Raw genomic sequence first — 19,933 nt, forward strand, 5'->3', positions numbered from 1 at the left:
ATTGATGCCATGTGCGTGGCCACTCAGACTGGAGTCCTCACCCACCTCCCCTGGATCTCTGTATGACAAACGCTATTGCTGGCATTCACGTACCTGACAGTTCGATGGCCCGAGAAATCACCGAGCTTGTTCGGGACACCGCTTCGCCCCTTCTTTTCCACCATTCGAGCCGCGTCTTCTATTTCGCATCGCTTGCTGGTAAGCGACTGGACCTGAAGTACGACGATGAGCTTCTCTACGCGGGTTGCATGTTCCATGACATGGGACTGACCCACCAGCACAGCAGCGATTGCTGTCGTTTCGAAGTCGATGGAGCGAATGCTGCGCGTGCTTTTCTCGAAGGTCACGGCATCAATGAACGCGACATAGAGCGGGTGTGGACTGCAATTGCTCTTCACACCACTCCAGGGATTCCAGAGCACATGCACCCGCTCATTGCATTGGTTACTGCTGGTGTGGAGACCGATGTCCTCGGGTTACACCACGACGCGCTAAGTGCAGCCGACCGGGATGCCGTGGTTCAAGCACATCCACGTGGCGATCAATTCAAAGAAGCCATTATCCAGACGTTCTATAACGGCATCCGCCACAAGCCGCAAACGACATTCGGCAACGTCAAGGCAGATGTAATAGCCGACAAGGAGCCTGGCTTCCTGGCGGGTAACTTCTGCAGCATCATTCGCCAGTCCTGCTGGCCAAGCTAAATGAAAGGGGCCGCATTGCGGCCCCTTCGTTTTTGGATTGGCTAAAACAAAGTCTTGGCCACAACGATCAAGCGAGTAACCCTAAGCGCCAATTCTTCAGCCGCACGCACCGATTGAACAGGCTGCTTCATCTGCCCGCTTCCAGTGCAACTGCCCGATATGCCGCCATGGCAATGATAATCGCAGCGATGACGTTTGATGCGATGCTGGCCGCGATCGGAATGAAATAGCTATGGCTGACGTCGTGAATGAAGCCCGCTGCACTCGGCCCGATGAGTGTACCTACGGCGACGCTTGTATAGAGAACGCCAATGATGCGGCCTGCCTGCCGCGCGCCGAATAGGTCGGCCACTACAGCCGGCAGGATCGCGACCCAACCTCCATAAAACAGGCCGAAAACGATCGCGAACAGAGCGAGTGGATAGAAGGACGAGCTAACGGCCCAGATCGCGAAAGAGGCGGCCATGCCGATATACATGGCAATAAGGAACCGCTCTCGACCCATTTTGTCGGCAATGGCGCCGAGAAAGAAACGGCCGACCGTGCTGCCGACGCCGATCGCCCCAAGCAGCCACACCCCGATTATTCCGGAAACGCCGTGATCGATCGCGTAGGGCGTCAGATGGACGAAAGGCACAAATACGCCTAGCGCGCCAATGAGCGATGCAAGGTATAGCGTAATGAAACGCTGCGTTCGGATGGCTTGTCCCATGGACATGCCTGATTGCGGGGAGTGGGCTCGTAAGGTGGGTGTGTTGTGCGCAGCGTCTGGTCGCAGCCCGCGCTTCACCGGATCGTCCTCCATCAGCAAGGCCGCCAGGACACCGAGTACGACCGCGATGATGCCGAGTGTCGTGTAGGCGCTACGCCATCCAATGTGCGAGATCAGCCATGTCGCGAAGGGTGGCAAGACAAGCGTGCCAACCCCGATACCGCTGACCGCAAGGCCGGAGGCAAAACCACGACGACTGACAAACCATCGCTGCACCGCGCCAAGCGCGGGCACATAGGCACTCCCAACGCCCAGACCGATGCCGATGCTGTAGGCGGCATAGACCTGAATAATGGATTGCGCCTGCCCAGCCAGGATGAGACCCGCTCCGACGAGGATCATCCCGACTGCGGAAAGCATCTTCACGCCATACCGGTCTGCGAGTGGGGCGGACACGATACCAAGCGCGAAATAGAGGAAGCCCGCCAGCGAGAAAACCACAGACACCGTCCCGCGTGACGCACCGAACTCTTGTTGAAGCGATCCAAGAAAAGAACTGAACGTGTATGCGCTGCCGAAGCCGACGAAGGTTATGACAAAAGTGGCCGCAACGACGAACCAACCGTAGAAGATCCCGAACGGCTGCTTTGCGCAGATCACGCTTGATCTCCATTGCTCGGATAGAGCGGCCTTTGCGTGCAACGAAAGAGGGCGATGGATCGACTGGTGTCTTCGCTACGCATCCCCGCATCCCAGACTTGCGTAATACGTCCGGCATGAGCCAGATGCACTTCGAACCATCCAAAATCGAGTATGCCTGGCAGGCTCCCCGCCTTGAACGCCACGATCTGTTCGAGTGTGCTCATCGCGCCAGTCCCTGTATATGAGAAGCAGTCCGACTCCCGTCGAAATCCGGGTGGCGGCGATGCCAGTCCGTTACGCGTTGATACGCTGCGCCGAGATTGAAAAGTGAGGCTTCATCGAATGAAGCTGCGATCAGTTGCAGCCCGATCGGCATCCCATCCGTCGAGAACCCTCCAGGAAATGTGAGTGTCGGATGCCCGCTCATATCAAATGGGCAAGTGTAGCGTTGCAGCTTCGCAATAAGTTCCGGCTGCTCGCCGAGCGTCGCGATTGTGCCTATTGTCAGAGGTGCAAAGGGCTGAGGGGGGGTCAGTATGGCATCGACGGATGAGAACAATGCTTCGACCTGTCCGCGGAACATCGCTCGTCGGAGCAATATCCGTTGATACTCCATCGCGGAAACGCCCCTCCCGCTTTCGATGACCGACGATAAAATGGGACCATACTGCTCCTTGTGGAGCGGATAGGTCGATTGATGTGCAACGGCTGCCTCGACCGCACAATTCGGCGTCCAATCGGCCACGATCTGTCGAACATCAGGAAATGACAGTTCAACAACTTCCACGCCTAAATTGGAGAAGACCGTGCAGGCTTCGGTCAGTGCCGTTTGTATCTCGGGATCGACATCTTCGCTATTCCAACGTCGGTCGATACCGATCCGCTTGTCCCGTACATCGACGATCGTATCGGCTATGTAATCGCCAACCGGATGAAGGCTTGTCGTGGGATCATGGCTATCATGCCCGGCAATTACATTGAGGATAGCCGCGACATCGGTCACGCTTCGAGCGATTGGACCAATATGATCCAGCGAAGGGGCGAGATCGAACGTTCCATAGCGACTGACGCGCCCCCAAGTGGGTTTGAGGCCGGTTACACCGTTGGCAGCCGAGGGCCAGCGAATGGACCCGCCAGTATCAGAGGCAATCGATCCGAAGCATAGGCCCACTGCGACTGCGACAGCCGAGCCGCTAGAGGATATGCCCGTCCAATAATCAGTGTTCCAAGGGTTGCGCACTGGAGGTATCGAAGGGTGATAGTCAGAATAGGCCCCCTCGGTAAGCTGCGTTTTGCCGATCAGTACCGCGCCCGCGTCCTTCAGCTTTCGGACTACGGTCGCGTCATGTGTTGGAACAAAATTCTTATGGATCGCGGTCCCTGCCGCAGTAGGGATGCCCTCGATCCAGCAGAGATCCTTTACAGCAATCGGAACGCCGTGGAGCGGCCCTCTATATAATCCTTCCGCGATCTCCCGATCTGCCTTTTTTGCTTGCTGGATTGCGCTGTCGCCTAAGATTCGCGCATACGCGTTCAAACTGCCGTCTATCCGTTGAATGCGCGCGAGAAGCCCTTCAGTGACCTCTACAGAGGTAAGCGCTCGCCGGGCGATAAGCCCCCCAACATCAATCAGGTCACGGAATTCCACGTCAGGAGACATTCGCCTAGGCCCTTTTTGTTAAAACGCGATCATCGGCGTTTTCATATGATTTAGAAAATATTGGCACCATTCCAGCCAACCCTGCGTTGACGCCTTTCAATGACAAAGGCTAGTCTGCTGAAGTGTCGCTACACAAACCATAAGAGTTAAATTTTAAGAGTCAGATTTTCTAAATCATGAGCCGCAGACTTCCTCCTCTCAATGCGCTCAAGGCGTTCGAGGCCGCTGCCCGTCACCTATCGGTCAAGCTGGCCGCAGAGGAGCTTTGCGTGACGCCTGGAGCCGTCAGTCAAATGATCAAGGTTCTGGAGGAAAATCTGGGGGTCAGGCTCTTTGATCGGGTGACCCGGGGAATCTATTTGACAGACGCGGGCCGCGATTACCTGCCTTCCATACGCAATGCGTTCCGGCAGATCGCGGACGCATCCGAGCGGATAGCGGCCCAGATCGGGTCCGGTCTGCTCACCGTTAGCGCGACACCCTTCTTCGCGTCCGCCTGGTTGGTCCCGCGATTAGCGTCCTTTCGTGAGGCGCATCCTGACATCGATCTCCAGATCGTTACGAGCAATGCACTCGTCGATTTTTCTCGGTCGGACGCGGATGTTGCGATTCGACACGGGGCGGGCCGCTATCCCGGTCTGCGCAGTGATCGCATCGTGACCGTCGAGATGATCGCGGTCGCGGCACCCTCCTTGGTAAAGAAATTGGGTGCTCCTGCTCGCCCGTCTGACCTCGCACGCTGGCCGCAGGTTCACGATGCAGAACGAAAGGGGTGGAGTCTGTGGTTTGAGGCTCACAACATATCCGAGCGAATAGCTGCGCGAGGCCCTTCCTTTGATGACAGCGGACTTTTGCTCAAGGCGGTGCTTGCTGGTCAAGGCGCGGGCCTTTTGCCTGCAGCCCTTGTCGAGGACGAACTCACGAATGGGCGATTGATCCAGTTGCTTCCAGCTACGAACATAGAGGAGTTCGCTTACTATCTCGTCTGTCCGGACAACAAACAGCAAATACCGAAGATAGCAGCCTTCCGCGATTGGATATTGAGCGCGTAAGGCGAAGCACGAAACTTCTTTGCTATTGCCCCAATCCACGCTGCCGCCCCAACTGCCACGACACCGATCCTCCTTGAACGACGCCGCTGACCTCGCGGCCGAGCTGGCGGTCGATGACCGGCCGCCACGGGACAAGCGTGAACTCGTGGCTCTGCTCAATCATCGCAAACGGACCGCCCGATAGCTTCACATCGATTCCGCAGCACCCTGGGATAGGTCATCCAGCATTCGGCCGCGGTGGATGGCACCGGCTTTGCCGGTGTTCGCGGGTGAACTCGCTCCCACAAAGATCACCTCTTACACGACTGGCAGCGATGGGTCGACAGCTGACGGACGTGGAGTAACAGCTTTTAACCGAAGCGGGCTTTAGGGGACGCGAAACAAGTCAGTGGCAATTCTTCAGTACCCGGTAGGTCAACTCCGCGAACCCAGTACCAACCATCGTTGCCGAAAGCAGGGTAAGGCCGGGGCTCAGGAGCCGTCGCGGAAACAGCGGTTTCCCGGCGCCAAGCGTTACGGAGCCGATTTGCACGATGATCTCGTCCAACAATCCGGCGTCATGGAACTGCGCGGCAAGGTCGCCGCCGCCCATGATCCATACATTCCTGCCATTGGCAGCCGCGATCATTTGAGCGTGAGCCGCACGCACGTCGCCGTTGGCAAACGTCACATTGGCACCCTCCATCGTGGGCAACTTGCGGCTGGTAAAGACCCAGGTCGGTTGGGTGTATGGCCACGCCGTGCCTGTTTGTTCGGAGACGGTACCTGCATTGCGCAGGATCCATTCGTAGGTCGACGACCCCATCGCGATCGCGCCTACAGCCTCGATGAAGGATGGGTAGCTGGTCTGGTTGATGTCGCCAAGCGGAAACAGCCATTCCAGTGAATCATCTTCAGTGGCAAGAAAGCCATCGAGGCTGGCTGAGGTGTAGTACTGCGTCTTCAACGTAGCATCCTCCTTGAGAGCAGATCTGGAAACCGACCTGAAACCACCTGTCCTACTCGGTTGCACCAAAGGCCTCGTGATACGCCACGACCCCTTCAGGCACCACGCCCGAAAAAGCCAGCGCCTGGAAGTACTCAGGCGCAACGCCGGGCAAGGTCAGCCCGGCGCTGGCCTGGAAGCCGAAACGCCCATAGTAGCCAGGGTCGCCCAAGACCACGCAGCCCGCGCCGCCCAGGTGCTGGAGCTGGGTGAGTGCAGCTTTCGTCAACGCTGCGCCGATACCTTGGCCTTGGCGGTCCGGCCGCACGGACACCGGGCCGATGCCATACCACCCGGTTGCGCCGGACGAAACCGTGACGGGGGAGGCGGCGATATGACCGACGATGGCGTCGTTCTCGACCGCGACCAGGGAAACGGTCAGCTGATCTGCCCGGCGCAGGGCATCGACAATGAACTGTTCGGTATGGCTGGTGTGGGGCGCCTGCTCGAACGCCGCTTGGGTCAGCCGGGCGATGGCATCGATGTCCTGGATGCGCTCGCTACGGATCGTCATGGTCATGCTGATGTTCTCCCTGGTATTCATATCGGAACGGACAACCCCACTTTCACCTTGTCGAGCACGATGAGTGTCCGGTAGGTCAGGATATCTTCGTTGTCTGCGAAGTGCTTCCTGACCAGCTTTTCGAAGTGCGCCACGTCGCGGGCGACCATGACGATGATGAACGACACGCCGCCGTTGACGAAATAGCACTGCTGCACCTCGTCCACCCCTGCGAAGTAACGTTTGGCACGGTCCATCACGATCGAGCGGTCTTCGCGCAGGCGTGCCTGATGAACATCCTGATCTACCGGGCCTTCCTCTACATTCCGGTCGGGATCGCGGTGTCGATCGAAGTCATCGGTCCGCTGGGGGCTGCCTTGTTGTCTTCCCGGCGCAAGATCGATTTGCTCTGGATCGGCCTGTCGGCACTGGGCCTGACGTTGCTGCCGTGGGGGCTGGACAGCCACGGCCTGGACCCGCGCGGCGTGCTGTCTGCCCTGGCGGCAGCCTTGGCGTGGGGGTTGTATGTGGTACTGGGCAGCAAGGTTGCTGTCCATGGCCGCCAGGCCGTTGCCTCCGGCATGCTGTTCGGGGCGTTGCTGGGGGTGCCGCTTGGCTTGAGCCAGGCCGGCAGCCAGTTGTTCGAGCCGTGGGTGTTGTTGATCGGCCTGTGCGTTGCCTTGCTGTCGAGCACCGTGCCGTTCTTGCTCGACATGTACGCGATGCGGTATTTGCCGGCGAGCATCTTCGGCGTGTTGCTCAGCGCCTCGCCCGCGGCGGGGGCCATCGCGGGTTGGCTGATCCTCGATGAGGTCCTCACCTTGGTGCAATGGTCGGGTATCGTCGCCATTGCCCTGGCATGCGCTGGTGCGGCCCTGATCGGGCGTAAACGGTAGCGCACCGAAGCGGCTGCTCAGGGCAATGCCTTGGCCTCCTTTTACAGTGGGTACTGGCTGGTAGGCAGCACGCCCAACTGGTCGAAGTCAATGAACCGTTGGCAGCTGTCCATCATCACCGCGAGATTGTGCTGGAACTTCGCCGCATCGCCCGGTGCATCGAAGAACGCCTGCGGGTCGCCCATGGCGGCGGGTGGGAAGCACTCCTCGACGATGGCCGCCAGCGGCACGGCGCCGGGGGTGAGCACCTGCACCACCAGGTTCTGCACATACTCGAAGTTGTCCTGGGTATCGATGGCTACCCGGGTGTGGTGGTTCTGCCACACCTCGAGCCAGGCCTCGTGGGTCAGGTGTGCCGGCCGCTGAAGGAAGGCCAGTTGCGAGAACCCATGGGTGCGCTGGCCGGCGTGGGCAGGGAAGCGGGTGTTGCGGATAGGCACCGATTCGCAGACCAGGTACCCGGCGATGCGTGCACAGCGGGCTTGCAGGATGTCGTCGAACGGGCGACGGAATTCGGCGATGGCGGTGTCGAGCCAGAAGCTCAGCACGGCCTGGGGCAGGGGGCCAGCCTGTTCCTGGCGCAGGCCCTGGGCGGGGCTGACGTCGGCATCGGCGAGGTTCAGTTGCAGGTGTCGGGCGCCGAGGGTCTGCAGGCGGTCGGCGAGGGGGCCGGCCAGGGCGGTGGCGAACGACTCGAAGGTGTCTTGCTCAGGTTGCCAAAGCAGGTAGATGACTTTCTGCACGACGTTCTCCTTACACACGGCGTGGTCGGGAATGACCTTGAGCGGGCCATGGTCGGCCTTCGATGTGGCGTGGGAATCCTCTGAACGGACTAGACGGTGAAACTGCTTTCCAGAGCCATGGCAGGGAGCAGCACGATCCGCTCCAAGGGGCTTTGCGCATGGCGGTGAGAAGTCGACGAACTGCACCTGTAAGTCGTTGATAGCTATGAGGTGTTCGTCGTCAGGCTGAATGTCGTTCGGTTGCCCGGCTGATAATCCGCCGAATAACAACAATTAGGAAACGCCCGTGAAGCTGGAAACGCGAAGTATCGAGTTCGTCCCCCACGCCGAACGCTATGGTTCACCCAAGCGGCTGTTCACGATCTGGTTCAGCTCCAATTTCCAGGTGACGGCGCTGATGGTCGGCACCTTGGGCATCGCCTCTGGCTTGAGCTTTGCCTGGACGTTGCTCGGCCTGCTGGTCGGCAACCTGGTGGGCACCATCTTCATGGCCGCGCACTCCGCCCAGGGGCCTCACCTGGGTGTGCCGCAGATGATCCAGAGCCGGGCGCAGTTCGGCGTTCATGGCGCTGCGATTCCATTATTGGTGATGGTCACGGCAGCGGTGCTGTTCCTGGCCGCCAGCGGCGTGCTCATGCGCGACGCCCTGAAGGCGCTGCTGCCGATCAGCGACGACCAGGCGATCATCCTGGTCGGTGTGCTGACCTTCGTCATCGGCTTCATCGGCTACGAGCTGATCCACCGCCTGGGCGCGTGGATGAGCCTGCTGTCCACCCTGGTGTTCGGCGGTGCCCTGGTGCTGATCCTGCTGCACCCCGGCGAGGCCGCGGTGAATACCTCGCTCAGCAGCGGCTTCTCCTGGACTGCCTTCAACCTGGTGGTGGCGCAGGCGGCCTCCTGGACGCTCGGGTATGGCCCCTACGTAGCCGACTACTCGCGCTACCTGCCGGCCAACGTGAACACCCGCACCACGTTCTGGACAACCTATTGCGGCTGCGCACTGGGCTCGTTCGCCATGATGGCCCTGGGTGCCTTGCTGGCCGTCGCCATCCCGTCCGCGCTCGGCCACGACCCTGCCACCGCCATCGCCACCTTGTTCGGGCCCTGGGCACCGCTGGCGCTGGGCGTGATTGCGCTGGGCGTCATTCAGTACAACGTGCTCTGCCTGTACAGCGCCTACATGTCGACGGTGACGATCTTCGGTGCCTTCGGTGAGCTGCGCCGCGTCACGTCGTCGGCAAAGGCGCTGATCATGGCCTTGCTGACCGTCGCGGCGACGTTGATCGCCATCGCCACCCAGTACCGGTTCGACACCTTCTTCGCCGACATCCTGATCGGCCAGCTCTACCTGCTGATTCCGTGGAGTGCGATCAACCTGGCCGACTACTACTGGGTCTGCCGCGGCCAGTATGAAGTCGGTGAGCTGTACAACGCCAAGGGGCGCTACGGGCGCTTCAATCGCCGCACGCTGGCGGTGTACGCCGTGTCGATCATCGGCACCATCCCGTTCATGAAGCTGTCGTTCTACACCGGCTTCGTCGCCAACTGGCTGGGGGCGGACATCAGCTGGGCGGTGGGCCTGGTCCTGGCGGGGGCGCTGTATTGCATGGTCAACAGCCAGCCTGCGGCCAAGGCTGCAGCGCTGCGGGCGTCCGTTCCGGACTGAGGGCCAACCTGGCGCCGCTGCCCCTCTGTGGGAGTGGCGGAGCCTGCGATGGGTCGCAAAGCGGCCCCTTGAGTCTAAGGCTCTACCGTTTGAGGGCTTGGGGCTGCTTTGCAGCCCATCGCAGCCCATCGCAGGCTGTCGCCAGCTCCCACCGAGATTGCGCCGCTCTCAAGGCCTGCGAAATCACTGTGGGCTTGGCCCGCGATGGCTGCGAGCGCTTAGCTACGGATGAACGCCAGCAGGTCGGCGTTTATCACCTCGGCATGGGTTGTCGGCATGCCGTGAGGGAACCCTGCGTAGGTTTTCAATGTGCCATTGCGCAGCAGCTTGGCCGATAGCGGCCCCGAGTTCTCATAAGGCACGATCTGGTCGTCGTCACCGTGCATCACCAGCACCTGGGCGGTCACGCTTTTCAGGGCTTCGGTGAAGTCGGTCTGGGAGAAGGCGACAATGCCATCGTAATGCGCCTTGGCGCTGCCCATCATGCCCTGGCGCCACCAGTTCAGGATCACGCCCTGGGACGGTTTCGCGCCCGGACGGTTGTAGCCGTAGAACGGGCCTGACGGAATGTCATGGTAGAACTGCGCCCGGTTGGCCTGAACCTGAGCCTGGAAGTCATCGAACACCGACTTGGGCAGCCCGCCGGGGTTGCTGGCAGTCTTCACCATCAAGGGTGGAACGGCTGCGATGATGACCGCCTTGGCCACCGGGTCCTCGGCATGCCGGGCCAGGTAGTGGATGACTTCTCCGCCTCCCGTGGAGTGCCCCACATGCACCGCGCCCTGCACGCCCAGGTGCTGGACCACGGCCGCCACGTCATCGGCGTAATGGTCCATGTCGTGCCCGTCCCAGACCTGGCTGGAGCGCCCGTGGCCGCGCCGGTCATGGGCGACGACCCGGTAGCCGTGGGCGAGGAAGAACAGCATCTGGGCGTCCCAGTCATCGGCACTCAGTGGCCAGCCGTGATGGAAATGGATTACCTGGGCATCGCGCGGACCCCAGTCCTTGTAGAAGATCTCTACACCGTCTTGCGTTGTGACGTATCCCATTTCGCGTCTCCTGTGATGAGGTGTGCAGGCTGCCGCCACGCCGGTCAAGAGGCTTGGCCGCCGAGTGACTGTAGGATTAAAGTGCACTTCAAGGTCAACCCACTTTCAAGGTGCCTCATGAGAATAGGAGAGCTTGCCAAAATTACCGGTCTTGCACCTTCTCGCATCCGCTTCTACGAAGCCAGTGGCCTGATTCAGTCGGTCGCACGCAAGGCCAATGGTTACCGTGATTACGCGGCAGACGCCGTCTGGGTGCTGGAAATGATCACCTGCGCCCAGGCGGCGGGGTTCTCGTTGGAGGAAATTCGCCATCTGCTGCCTGACGATAGCAACGGTTGGCCGCACGACGAACTGCTCGCCGGTCTCAAGCGCAAGGTCGAGGAGATCGGGGTACTGCAACAGCGCCTGGCCCGTAACAAAGAACAGCTGTTGCTGGTGATCGACGGCATAGAAAGCAAGCCTGACGGCATGGCCTGCGCAGACAACTCGCAACGGGTGCTGGGCCGGTTGCGTCAGGACATCGCTGCGGGCAAGACAGCCGACACCAGCGCCGACTCACAGGGGCTTGGGCTGGGTTCGAAAAGCACCTGTTGACCTTGAAGTTGACTTTAAGGATAAGGTCCGCAGCACCATTCCTTCGAGGTGCTTGCCATGAACCTGTTCGCCCCCCTGACGCTCCCCAACGGCTCCACCCTCGCCAACCGCATCGCCAAGGCGGCCATGGAAGAAAACATGGCCGATGCAGCCCATGCTCCATCCCCCCAGTTGATCCGCCTGTACCAGGCTTGGGCTGAGGGCGGGGCGGGTTTGCTGATTTCCGGCAATGTGATGGTGGACAACCACGCCATGACCGGCCCGGGTGGCGTGGTTCTGGAAGATGACCAGCACATCGAAGCATTCCGACAATGGGCCCAAGCCGGGCAGTCCCGGGGCGCTCAGTTCTGGTTGCAGATCAACCACCCGGGCCGGCAGATGCAGGCCAACCTCGGGCAACCGACCTGGGCGCCTTCGGCCGTACCGTTGACGTTGGGCTCGATGTCCAGGCTTTTCAATACGCCCCAGGCCATGACCCCGCAGGTCATCGAAGCTGTCATCGGCCGTTTCGCCAACACGGCGCGGCTGGCGGAACTGGCAGGGTTCAATGGCGTACAGATCCATGCCGCCCACGGCTACCTGCTCAGCCAGTTTCTCTCGCCCCTGACCAACCGGCGCAACGACCAGTGGGGCGGGACCCTGGAAAACCGTGCCCGGCTGCTGCTGGATATCGTCAAGGCCGTGCGTGCCGTGGTATCCCCCGGCTTTGCCGTAGCGGTCAAGCTCAACTCGGCCGACTTCCAGCGTGGCGGATTCACCGGCGACGACGCCCGGCAGGTGGTGCGCATGCTCAATGGGCTCGCGGTGGACCTGGTGGAGTTGTCCGGCGGCAGCTACGAAGCGCCTGCCATGCAGGGGCAAGCCCGGGACGGTCGTACGCTGGCCCGCGAGGCGTATTTCCTGGAGTTCGCCCGCGACATTCGTGCGGTGGCGACCCTGCCGGTGATGGTGACCGGTGGCATTCGGCGGCGGCCGGTGGCCGAGCAGGTGATCGCCAGCGGGGTGGACATGGTGGGCATCGGCACGGCACTGGCGATCGACCCCGCATTGCCCCGTGACTGGCTGGCAGGCAAGCCCAGCGCGCCCGAGCTTGCGCCGATTACCTGGAAGAACAAGGCACTGGCTTCCCTCGCCAACATGGCGGTCGTCAAGTTCCAGCTGAGCCGGCTGAGCCGGGGCAAGGCAAGCCATCCCCGGGTTTGGCCCTGGTGGGCGTTGCTGGTGCAGCAGTGGGGCAACGCCCTGCGCACCCGCCAATACCGGCGGCGGATGGCTGGCCATTGAACAAGGCAGATAGGTAAGGCATCTGTAACTGGGAATGGCACACACCGTGGCATGACCAAATGGCCACGGTTCCCCCAGGCAACCAACCCCGTTATCCTCTTGCACTTCAAAGCAGGCACTCCAGGACGGTGACCATGACCAGGCACTGGCTGGTGCCGAGCATGGCGCTGCTTTTCTGCCCCATGCTGTTGGCCCAGCAGATCCAGCGCGAACTGGGCGACTTCGACTTCAAGCTGGGCACGACCGCTTCACGCACCATGGCCCAGGGGCTGATTTCCCCCAGTGCCATTGGCGCCTTCCACGGTGGCCTGGACCTCAGCCACCCCAGCGGCTGGTATTTCGGCCAGTACGCCCCCAGCGTGGGCCTGACCCCCAACTCGACCTTGCGCCTGGACAGCTACCTAGGCTACAAGCGGCGCTTCGACGACAGCCTGGGCCTGGAGGCCGGGTTGATCCACTACAGCCAGCCGAACCTCGCCGACAGCGACAGCTATGCGCTGTACGGCGGCATTTCGGTATTCGGCAGCCGTTTCGGCGGCGCCCTGCGCGACAACCCCGGCAACCATACCGGCACGTTGTTCGCCGATTTCGGCCGGTTGCCGCTGTTCGATGTCGACGTCTCCGTCAAGCTTGCCCATCACCGCCTCGGCACGCCTTTCACCATTGGCGACGGCAGCCATGTCGACACGTTCAACGATTGGTCCTTGGAACTCTCGCGCCCCTGGCTGGGCATTGACCTCAACCTGATCTACAGCAGCTCCGACCTGCGCGGCGGCGGCTGCGACGCCTATGCGGGCATCAACAGCTATTGCGAAGGTAGGGTGACACTCAAGGCGCAGCGCAGCTTCTTCTGAGGTAGCCGCGGTCGGTTGCGGTCCTGCTCACAGTTTGATGTGAAAAGGATGGCACTTTTCCCAGGATGGCCTACACCTGTTAGCAAGGAAGACGGTCAATGATCGACAGGAGTCGACATGCGCCATTTCTCGTCTCTTCATGTCCTTTCCCTTCTGGTCGCCCCCGTTCTCGTCACGGGGGGCGGCCGCGTTCGTCCCGGCGGCACCGCCAAGGAGGCCTACGACCCAGCCCAGCCGTGAAGCCGGCCTTGGCCTACGCCAGGGCCCACCAACAATAATGATGGAAGCCCCGCATTGGTGGGCAAGGGCCCGAGCGATGCCCGGCTTGTGCGATCAAGGAGATCCGTGATGAACCCGTTCCAAGGAAAGCCTGCAGCCTTGGCCATGACGGCCGCCCTGTTCAGCCTCGCGGCCCAGGCCGGTACCTACCCGGACTATGGCTATGCACCGCCCGAGAGCTACAAGGGCCCCACCTTCACCCTCAGCCAGAGCTACCCCAGCACGCCACCCCAGGGCACCTTGCCAGCATTCTTCAAGCTGCTGCCGGGCAAACCGGACAACAACTTCGAGACCTGGCGCGCCTACATGGACGCGGCGAAGGCCTATTGCCTGGAAGGCAACGTCGAGGCCGACTGGTACGTGCAGAACAACAAGGTGCGCAACTGGTATCACATGCCCTGGCAGCACTACGGGCCGCTGGGGCGCGAAGGAATTCACGGCCTGACCAAGGAAGCGCAGATCCAGGCCAGGCAACTGGCAGCGGGGCAGACCGCGACCGGGCAGACCTACGCGGTGGGTATCTACAACGACATCGGCGCCTACACCCTCGGCCAGGTCTGGAAGGACCCGCAGAACCCCGACCCGAGCTTCACCTCCAAGCCCAACAGCTTCGCCAACGGCACCGTGGTGTGCAAGGCGCTGTTCGCTGATATCGACCGCAGCACGGTGCCGTTCCTGGCCAACCCGGTGCTGTGGCAGGGCTATATCACCGAGACGTTCCAGTCCGCCAACCGCCAGGTGAAGGAGGTGGCGCTCATCCAGATGGACATCGCCGTGCGCGATACCCGCATGAGCGACACCGGCTGGCTGTTCGGTACATTCCAGTACAACGGCGCCAAGACCGGCAAGGCCGGTTGGGACAACCTGGTGCCGGTGGGCATCATGTGGGGCAACGACCCGCAGGTCACCAGCAATGACCACACCAACCCGGAGCCGACCGTCACCAAGATCAACCCCGCGCTGCAGCAGACCGCGATCAACGCCGACACCCAGGAGTTGCCGCCGACCCACCTGGGCTGGAACGGCCGGCTCAACGGGCCGGTGGACAACCCCAACAGCTCCTGCCTGAGCTGCCACATGACCGCCGAGGCGCCCCAGGTGGCGATCATGAATCCACTGTTCCAGGCGAACCCGCCAGCGGTGGGGTCGGATGAGTGGATGAAATGGTTCCAGAACATCCCGGCGGGGGTACCGTTCACGGCAGGCACCCAGAGCACCGACTACAGCCTGCAGATGTCGGGCGGCCTGGTGAACTTCTACCAATGGAAATGTGACATGAGCGGCATCTACGCCGACGGCGCCAACGCCTGTGCCAAGGTCGCGAGCATGAAGCTGAAGATGGCCAAGCCCGGCCATGCCGAGCCGCAGCCGATGCAGCGGGTGATCCGCGACCCGAGCCTGGAACAGTTGCTGGAATGACCCAGGCATGCCTCCGGGCACGGGTTGCCCGGAGGCATGAAAGGTTAGCCGTTTCGCCGCAAAACCCGGATAATGGCAGCCATTTTGTTCTGCTTTTTATCACGGTATTCCCGCATGGAAATCAAGGTCAACTTTCTCGACAACCTTCGTCTTGAAGCCAAGTTCGATGACTTCACGGTCGTGGCCGACCAGCCCATCCGCTACAAGGGTGATGGTTCGGCCCCTGGCCCGTTCGACTACTTCCTGGCGTCGTCGGCCTTGTGTGCGGCGTACTTCGTGAAGGTGTACTGCAACACGCGCAACATCCCCACCGATAACATCCGCCTGTCGCAGAACAATATCGTCGACCCGGAGAACCGCTACAACCAGATCTTCAAGATCCAGGTCGAGCTGCCGGCCGACATCAGCGAGAAAGACCGTCAGGGCATCCTGCGCTCCATCGACCGTTGCACGGTCAAGAAAGTGGTGCAGACCGGGCCGCAGTTTATCATCGAGGAAGTCGAGAACCTGGACGCCGACGCCCAGGCGCTGCTGATGGTGAACCCTGGCGACGACACCCGCACCTTCATCCCGGGCAAGGACCTGCCGCTGGAGCAGACCATCGCCAACATGTCGCAGATCCTTGCCGACCTGGGGATGAAGATCGAGATCGCCTCCTGGCGCAACATCGTGCCCAATGTGTGGTCGCTGCACATCCGTGACGCGCAGTCGCCGCTGTGCTTCACCAACGGCAAGGGCGCCACCAAGGAAAGCGCCCTGGCGTCGGCCTTGGGTGAATTCATCGAGCGCCTGAATTGCAACTTCTTCTACAACGACCAGTTCTGGGGCGAGGAAATCGCCAACGCCGATTTCGTCCACTACCCGGACGAGCGCTGGTTCAAGCCGGGCCGCAAGGATGCGTTGCCGGCAGAGATCCTCGACCCGTACTGCCGGGAAATCTACGATCCGGAGGGCGAGCTGCGTGGTTCTCACCTGTATGACACCAACTCGGGCAATGTCGAGCGCGGTATCTGCTCGCTGCCGTACGTGCGCCAGTCCGATGGCGAGGTGGTGTACTTCCCGTCCAACCTGGTCGAGAACCTGTTCCTGAGCAACGGCATGAGCGCCGGCAATACCTTGGCCGAGGCGCAGGTGCAGTGCCTGTCGGAGATCTTCGAGCGGGCGGTCAAGCGTGAGATCCTCGAGGGCGAGCTGGCCCTGCCGGATGTGCCGCAGGAGGTCCTGGCCAAGTACCCCGGCATCCTGGCCGGTATCCAGGGCCTGGAAGAGCAGGGCTTCCCGGTGCTGGTCAAGGATGCCTCGCTGGGCGGCGAATTCCCGGTGATGTGCGTCACCTTGATGAACCCGCGCACCGGTGGCGTGTTCGCCTCGTTCGGTGCCCACCCAAGCTTCGAGGTGGCGCTCGAGCGCAGCCTGACCGAGCTGCTGCAGGGGCGTAGTTTCGAAGGCCTGAACGACCTGCCGCAGCCTACCTTCGAAAGCCATGCGTTGACCGAACCGAACAACTTCGTCGAACACTTCATCGATTCCAGCGGCGTGGTGTCGTGGCGCTTCTTCAGTGCCAAGGCCGACTTCGAGTTCGTCGAGTGGGACTTCTCCGGCCAAGGCGAGGACTCCAACGCCGAAGAAGCCGCGACCCTGTTCGGCATTCTCGAGTCGATGGGCAAGGAGGTGTACATGGCGGTATACGAACACCTCGGGGCAACCGCCTGTCGCATCCTGGTACCGGGCTATTCGGAGATCTACCCGGTGGAAGACCTGATCTGGGACAACACCAACAAGGCCCTGGCGTTCCGTGCCGACATCCTCAACCTGCACCGCCTCGACGACGCGGCCCTGCAGGCGCTGGTCGAGCGGCTGGAGGACAGCGAGCTGGACGACTACACCGACATCAAGACTTTGATCGGCATTGAGTTCGATGACAATACCGCCTGGGGGCAGCTGACCATCCTCGAGCTCAAGCTGCTGATCTACCTGGCCTTGCAGGAGTTCGAAGCGGCCAAGGAGCTGGTCGAGGCGTTCTTGCAGTTCAACGACAACACCGTCGAGCGCGGGCTGTTCTACCAGGCCTTGAACGTGGTGCTGGAAGTGACGCTGGACGATGAGCTGGAGCTGGCCGATTACGAGGTCAACTTCCGCCGGATGTTCGGCGATGCGCGGATGGATGCGGTGCTGGGTTCGGTGCAGGGCAGTGTGCGCTTCCATGGGCTGACGCCGACCAGCCTGAAGCTCGAAGGGCTCGATCGGCATCTGCGTCTGGTCGAAAGCTACAAGAAGCTGCACCGCGCCCGGGCCAGTGCGGTGGCGCACGCTCGCTGACGCAATAGCCCAGGCGCCGCCCTGATCGTGCTGGCCACGGTCATCACTGCATGGCGCAAGGCTTCGGTGCACTGAGGCGCTTGCAGTCCAATCGCCGGCTTGCCGGCGATTGGGCACAGGAAAGCGTCTGGCTCAGCCTGCCGGCAGGATCACCCGGAAGCAGGTGCCGTGGGCATGGCTGGACTCCACCTCGATACGCCCACCGTGGCCCTCGACGATCTCCGAGACGATGAACAGGCCCAAGCCCAGCCCGCTGGGCTTTTTCTGTTTGTCCGTGTACTGGGTGTAACGCGCCTTGGGGCTGAACAGTGAGGGCAGGGCGCTGGCGGGAATCGGTTCGCCGAAGTTGTGCACCTCGAGGATCACCCGGTCGACGTCGCCGCCAAGCAGGACCCTGATCGGCCTGCGCGCTTCGCCATGACGGACCGCATTACCGATCAGGTTCGAGAACACCTGGGACATCCGCGCGCCGTCGAATGCGCCGATGATGGTCCGCTCATCGACCTGCACGATGTCGAGCCCGGGATTGCCAGCCTTGATTTCCTCGATGACCGCCTTGCAGACCCGGTTCAGTTCCGTGTGCGCGCGAACGATCGGGATGCCGGTACTCAGGTTGCAGTGCGCAAGGTCCAGCAGGTCCTTGACCATCTGGTTCGCCCGTTGTGCGCTAGCGGCGATCTGGGCCGCGATGTCTTTCTCGCGGCTACTCAATTGTGGGCTCTTGGTCAGCAGGGCCGAGCCCATAAGTACGGCGGTCAAGGGGGAGCGCAGGTCATGGCCGAGCACGCCAAGCACGGTTTTGCGTGTCGACTCGACTTCCTGCCCATAGGCACCGATCGATTCGACCAGGGCCTGGTCGATCGCCTCGTTGAAGCGGATCATGTCGTCGACCTGGTAGCTGTGCTGCGCCGGGTCTTGTGCCAACCACAGGCGCAAGACGCTCGATCTCAGGGCGCGATACTCCGACACCATCTGGTCGAGGGTGAAGCCGTCGATGAGGCGAAGCACCGCATGGGTCTGGGCGGCGGTCTCATGGCTCGAAGACGGCCCCAGGCCATGGGACTTGGCGATCTGCTGCTGCTCTGTCTGCGGCGTGCGCATGTCCTGGGCTACCGTGCGCAGGATGTATTCGGCATGGTTGCGCAGGCCATTGGCGCTCAAGCCCCGGTTCGGTGTCTCTACGGACCTGGCGAACGCTTCCCACGTTTGCAGGATGCTTTCCATGTTGTCCAGGATAAACGTTGAAAGTCGCATGGCAGACCTTATGCATCAATGCGTCAGGTGATCGTGTGTCTTGCTCGGTGCATGAACAGTGCGCGCTACCGCTCATGGGCACAGGCGTGCTGGAGACAGGTTGTTAATGCTAGAACGAGTTTATGTGCCGAGCCATATTGTCAAAGTGATATCACGCTAGCCGTTCGCGCCGCCCTGTCGGGCGCGATAACGGCTGGGCGCCATCCCGGTCCAGCTGAGGAAGGCCCGGCGAAATGCTGCTTCACTGGCGAACCCCAAGTGGCCGGCGATACGGCCTATCGTCCAGTCGGTGTCGCGCAGGCAGCGCTGCGCCGACTCGCACAGGCTGAGCCGGCGCAGTGCCTGGTAGCTGGAACCCTCGGCGGCCAGGCGTCGACGCAAGGTCGGTTCGGTGGTGCCCAGCGCGGCGGCGATTGCGCTTAGCGCCGGCACCTCCTGTTCATGGCTCAGGGCCGCATCGAGGAAGCCGCGCACTTGCTGGGTGATCGCCACTGCGCTGGGGGGCGCACCGATCAGGCGGAACGGAAAGTCCACCAGAAACAGCGCAAGCTCTGCTGGCGTGCGTATCACCTGGCGGGACAGCAGTGCGGCATCGAAGCTGAAACCATAGGTGCGCTTGCCGACAGTGACCGGCGCATCGAACAGGCCGAGGAAGGGGGCAGCATCCTCGCGCTGGGGGTGGGCGAGAAAGACCTGGTCGGGCCGTAGCGGCTGCCCGATGAGCCAACCAAACAACTGCAGGTAACAGAACAGCCCAGTCAGGTCCACCAGGCATGCCGCACTGCTGCGCTTGTGGCGCAACGAGTCCATGTGGAAGGTGGCCGTGGCGCCTTGTATCTCCAGGCTCAGGCAGCCTGCGCGCGGGTCGAGCATGGCGCAGAACTGCGCGGCGCAGGCAATGGCTTCGTCCAGGTGCCCGCAACTGAGCAAGCAACGGCACATCAGGTCGACCTCAGCCTTACGCATCGGCGGTTGCCCTTCGCCCTGGGCGACTTTCGCCTCCAACTGCTCGATGGCTTGGCGATACAGGGCGACGAAGCGCTGCGCCGAGGACAGCAGGGCCGATGGCGGCGGCTCCAGGGCGATTTTGTGGCGCTGCAGCTCCGCCAACAGTCGGGTATCCAGGCCCTGGGGAACGCGAACCGGTGCTGTGGAACGCAACGCCATCATCAACCTCGCCTGCTGATCGTTTTGGTGGTGGTGGGTGATCGAACCTGTGGCGGTCTGCCCCCGGCCGCTATGGCTCAATGGAAGGCAAGCCAGCGCTGAAACCGCGGCGAACCCTGCAACTTTCGCGGAGTACCCGGAACATGGGCCTT

At 61.7% G+C, this 19,933-nt stretch carries 19 protein-coding genes and 1 pseudogene; 9 read left to right on the forward strand and 11 right to left on the reverse strand.

Features of this window, described 5'->3' with window-relative positions:
- Positions 1-62: 62 nt before the first annotated feature.
- Entirely contained in the window at positions 63-704 is a 642-nt protein-coding gene (locus AC1MHZ_RS14685; protein WP_482966552.1) for an HD domain-containing protein, read from the forward strand.
- 127 nt (positions 705-831) lie between these two features.
- Here AC1MHZ_RS14685 and AC1MHZ_RS14690 read toward each other — a convergent pair whose 3' ends face one another.
- The 3 genes from AC1MHZ_RS14690 to AC1MHZ_RS14700 are packed head-to-tail and all read right to left on the reverse strand — an operon-like array spanning position 832 to position 3,706.
- The gene (locus AC1MHZ_RS14690; RefSeq protein ID WP_482966553.1) at positions 832-2,076 is read right to left on the reverse strand and encodes an MFS transporter; all 1,245 of its coding nucleotides are present in this window, start codon (positions 2,074-2,076) and stop codon (positions 832-834) included.
- Positions 2,073-2,282: a hypothetical protein gene (locus tag AC1MHZ_RS14695; RefSeq protein WP_084858869.1), complete on the reverse strand. Its 210-nt coding sequence runs from the start codon at positions 2,280-2,282 to the stop codon at positions 2,073-2,075. Before AC1MHZ_RS14695 ends, AC1MHZ_RS14690 begins: the two co-directional genes overlap by 4 nt.
- Positions 2,279-3,706, reverse strand: coding sequence for an amidase (locus tag AC1MHZ_RS14700; RefSeq protein ID WP_416767386.1), 1,428 nt, complete (start codon positions 3,704-3,706; stop codon positions 2,279-2,281). The genes AC1MHZ_RS14695 and AC1MHZ_RS14700 overlap by 4 nt, the downstream gene beginning before the upstream one ends.
- Positions 3,707-3,894: 188 nt before the next feature.
- Between AC1MHZ_RS14700 and gcvA the strand changes: the two genes are divergently transcribed.
- Positions 3,895-4,770, forward strand: coding sequence for a transcriptional regulator GcvA (gcvA, locus tag AC1MHZ_RS14705; protein WP_084858867.1), 876 nt, complete (start codon positions 3,895-3,897; stop codon positions 4,768-4,770).
- A gap of 22 nt (positions 4,771-4,792) precedes the next feature.
- Here the strand turns inward: gcvA and AC1MHZ_RS14710 are convergent.
- The 4 genes and pseudogenes from AC1MHZ_RS14710 to AC1MHZ_RS14725 form a co-directional block, all read right to left on the reverse strand.
- Positions 4,793-4,960, reverse strand: a pseudogene (locus AC1MHZ_RS14710) (DUF3363 domain-containing protein); the annotation flags it as partial.
- Between the two features lie 195 nt (positions 4,961-5,155).
- Entirely contained in the window at positions 5,156-5,716 is a 561-nt protein-coding gene (locus AC1MHZ_RS14715) for a dihydrofolate reductase family protein (protein ID WP_482966554.1), read from the reverse strand.
- A 52-nt stretch (positions 5,717-5,768) separates the two neighbouring features.
- The gene (locus AC1MHZ_RS14720) at positions 5,769-6,275 is read right to left on the reverse strand and encodes a GNAT family N-acetyltransferase (RefSeq protein ID WP_482966555.1); all 507 of its coding nucleotides are present in this window, start codon (positions 6,273-6,275) and stop codon (positions 5,769-5,771) included.
- A 20-nt stretch (positions 6,276-6,295) separates the two neighbouring features.
- Positions 6,296-6,514 (reverse strand): Lrp/AsnC family transcriptional regulator, encoded by a 219-nt coding sequence (locus AC1MHZ_RS14725; protein ID WP_253249375.1) that lies wholly within the window; start codon positions 6,512-6,514, stop codon positions 6,296-6,298.
- A 33-nt stretch (positions 6,515-6,547) separates the two neighbouring features.
- Between AC1MHZ_RS14725 and AC1MHZ_RS14730 the strand changes: the two genes are divergently transcribed.
- Entirely contained in the window at positions 6,548-7,153 is a 606-nt protein-coding gene (locus AC1MHZ_RS14730) for an EamA family transporter (protein WP_482966556.1), read from the forward strand.
- A gap of 41 nt (positions 7,154-7,194) precedes the next feature.
- Here the strand turns inward: AC1MHZ_RS14730 and AC1MHZ_RS14735 are convergent, their stop codons facing one another.
- Complete coding sequence (locus AC1MHZ_RS14735) at positions 7,195-7,896, reverse strand: EthD domain-containing protein (protein WP_368829298.1); 702 nt, start codon at positions 7,894-7,896, stop codon at positions 7,195-7,197.
- 286 nt (positions 7,897-8,182) lie between these two features.
- Between AC1MHZ_RS14735 and AC1MHZ_RS14740 the strand changes: the two genes are divergently transcribed.
- Positions 8,183-9,562 carry a purine-cytosine permease family protein gene (locus tag AC1MHZ_RS14740; RefSeq protein ID WP_084858863.1) on the forward strand — a complete coding sequence of 460 codons (1,380 nt, stop codon included), beginning with the start codon at positions 8,183-8,185 and terminating at the stop codon, positions 9,560-9,562.
- Positions 9,563-9,780: 218 nt separating this feature from the next.
- Here AC1MHZ_RS14740 and AC1MHZ_RS14745 read toward each other — a convergent pair whose 3' ends face one another.
- Positions 9,781-10,611, reverse strand: a complete 831-nt coding sequence (locus tag AC1MHZ_RS14745; protein WP_084858862.1) for an alpha/beta fold hydrolase — start codon at positions 10,609-10,611, stop codon at positions 9,781-9,783.
- A 117-nt stretch (positions 10,612-10,728) separates the two neighbouring features.
- On the opposite strand from AC1MHZ_RS14745, the gene AC1MHZ_RS14750 reads away from it, so the two are divergent.
- The 5 genes from AC1MHZ_RS14750 to AC1MHZ_RS14770 all read left to right on the forward strand — a co-directional run bounded on the left by AC1MHZ_RS14750 (position 10,729) and on the right by AC1MHZ_RS14770 (position 17,360).
- Positions 10,729-11,205: a MerR family transcriptional regulator gene (locus AC1MHZ_RS14750; protein WP_482966557.1), complete on the forward strand. Its 477-nt coding sequence runs from the start codon at positions 10,729-10,731 to the stop codon at positions 11,203-11,205.
- Between the two features lie 57 nt (positions 11,206-11,262).
- Positions 11,263-12,489: an NADH:flavin oxidoreductase/NADH oxidase family protein gene (locus AC1MHZ_RS14755; RefSeq protein ID WP_324812572.1), complete on the forward strand. Its 1,227-nt coding sequence runs from the start codon at positions 11,263-11,265 to the stop codon at positions 12,487-12,489.
- A 134-nt stretch (positions 12,490-12,623) separates the two neighbouring features.
- The gene (locus tag AC1MHZ_RS14760) at positions 12,624-13,343 is read left to right on the forward strand and encodes a TorF family putative porin (RefSeq protein ID WP_324812575.1); all 720 of its coding nucleotides are present in this window, start codon (positions 12,624-12,626) and stop codon (positions 13,341-13,343) included.
- 348 nt (positions 13,344-13,691) lie between these two features.
- The gene (locus tag AC1MHZ_RS14765; protein WP_084858858.1) at positions 13,692-15,041 is read left to right on the forward strand and encodes a hypothetical protein; all 1,350 of its coding nucleotides are present in this window, start codon (positions 13,692-13,694) and stop codon (positions 15,039-15,041) included.
- 114 nt (positions 15,042-15,155) lie between these two features.
- Positions 15,156-17,360 (forward strand): OsmC domain/YcaO domain-containing protein, encoded by a 2,205-nt coding sequence (locus AC1MHZ_RS14770; RefSeq protein ID WP_084858857.1) that lies wholly within the window; start codon positions 15,156-15,158, stop codon positions 17,358-17,360.
- A gap of 132 nt (positions 17,361-17,492) precedes the next feature.
- Here AC1MHZ_RS14770 and AC1MHZ_RS14775 read toward each other — a convergent pair whose 3' ends face one another.
- On the reverse strand, positions 17,493-18,614 hold the full coding sequence (locus AC1MHZ_RS14775; protein ID WP_084858856.1) for a sensor histidine kinase: 1,122 nt from the start codon (positions 18,612-18,614) through the stop codon (positions 17,493-17,495).
- A gap of 156 nt (positions 18,615-18,770) precedes the next feature.
- A complete protein-coding gene (locus AC1MHZ_RS14780) occupies positions 18,771-19,784 on the reverse strand; it encodes a helix-turn-helix transcriptional regulator (protein WP_084858855.1) in 1,014 nt (337 codons plus the stop codon).
- Positions 19,785-19,933: the final 149 nt, after the last annotated feature.

The organism is Pseudomonas sp. FA-1, from assembly GCF_056856075.1.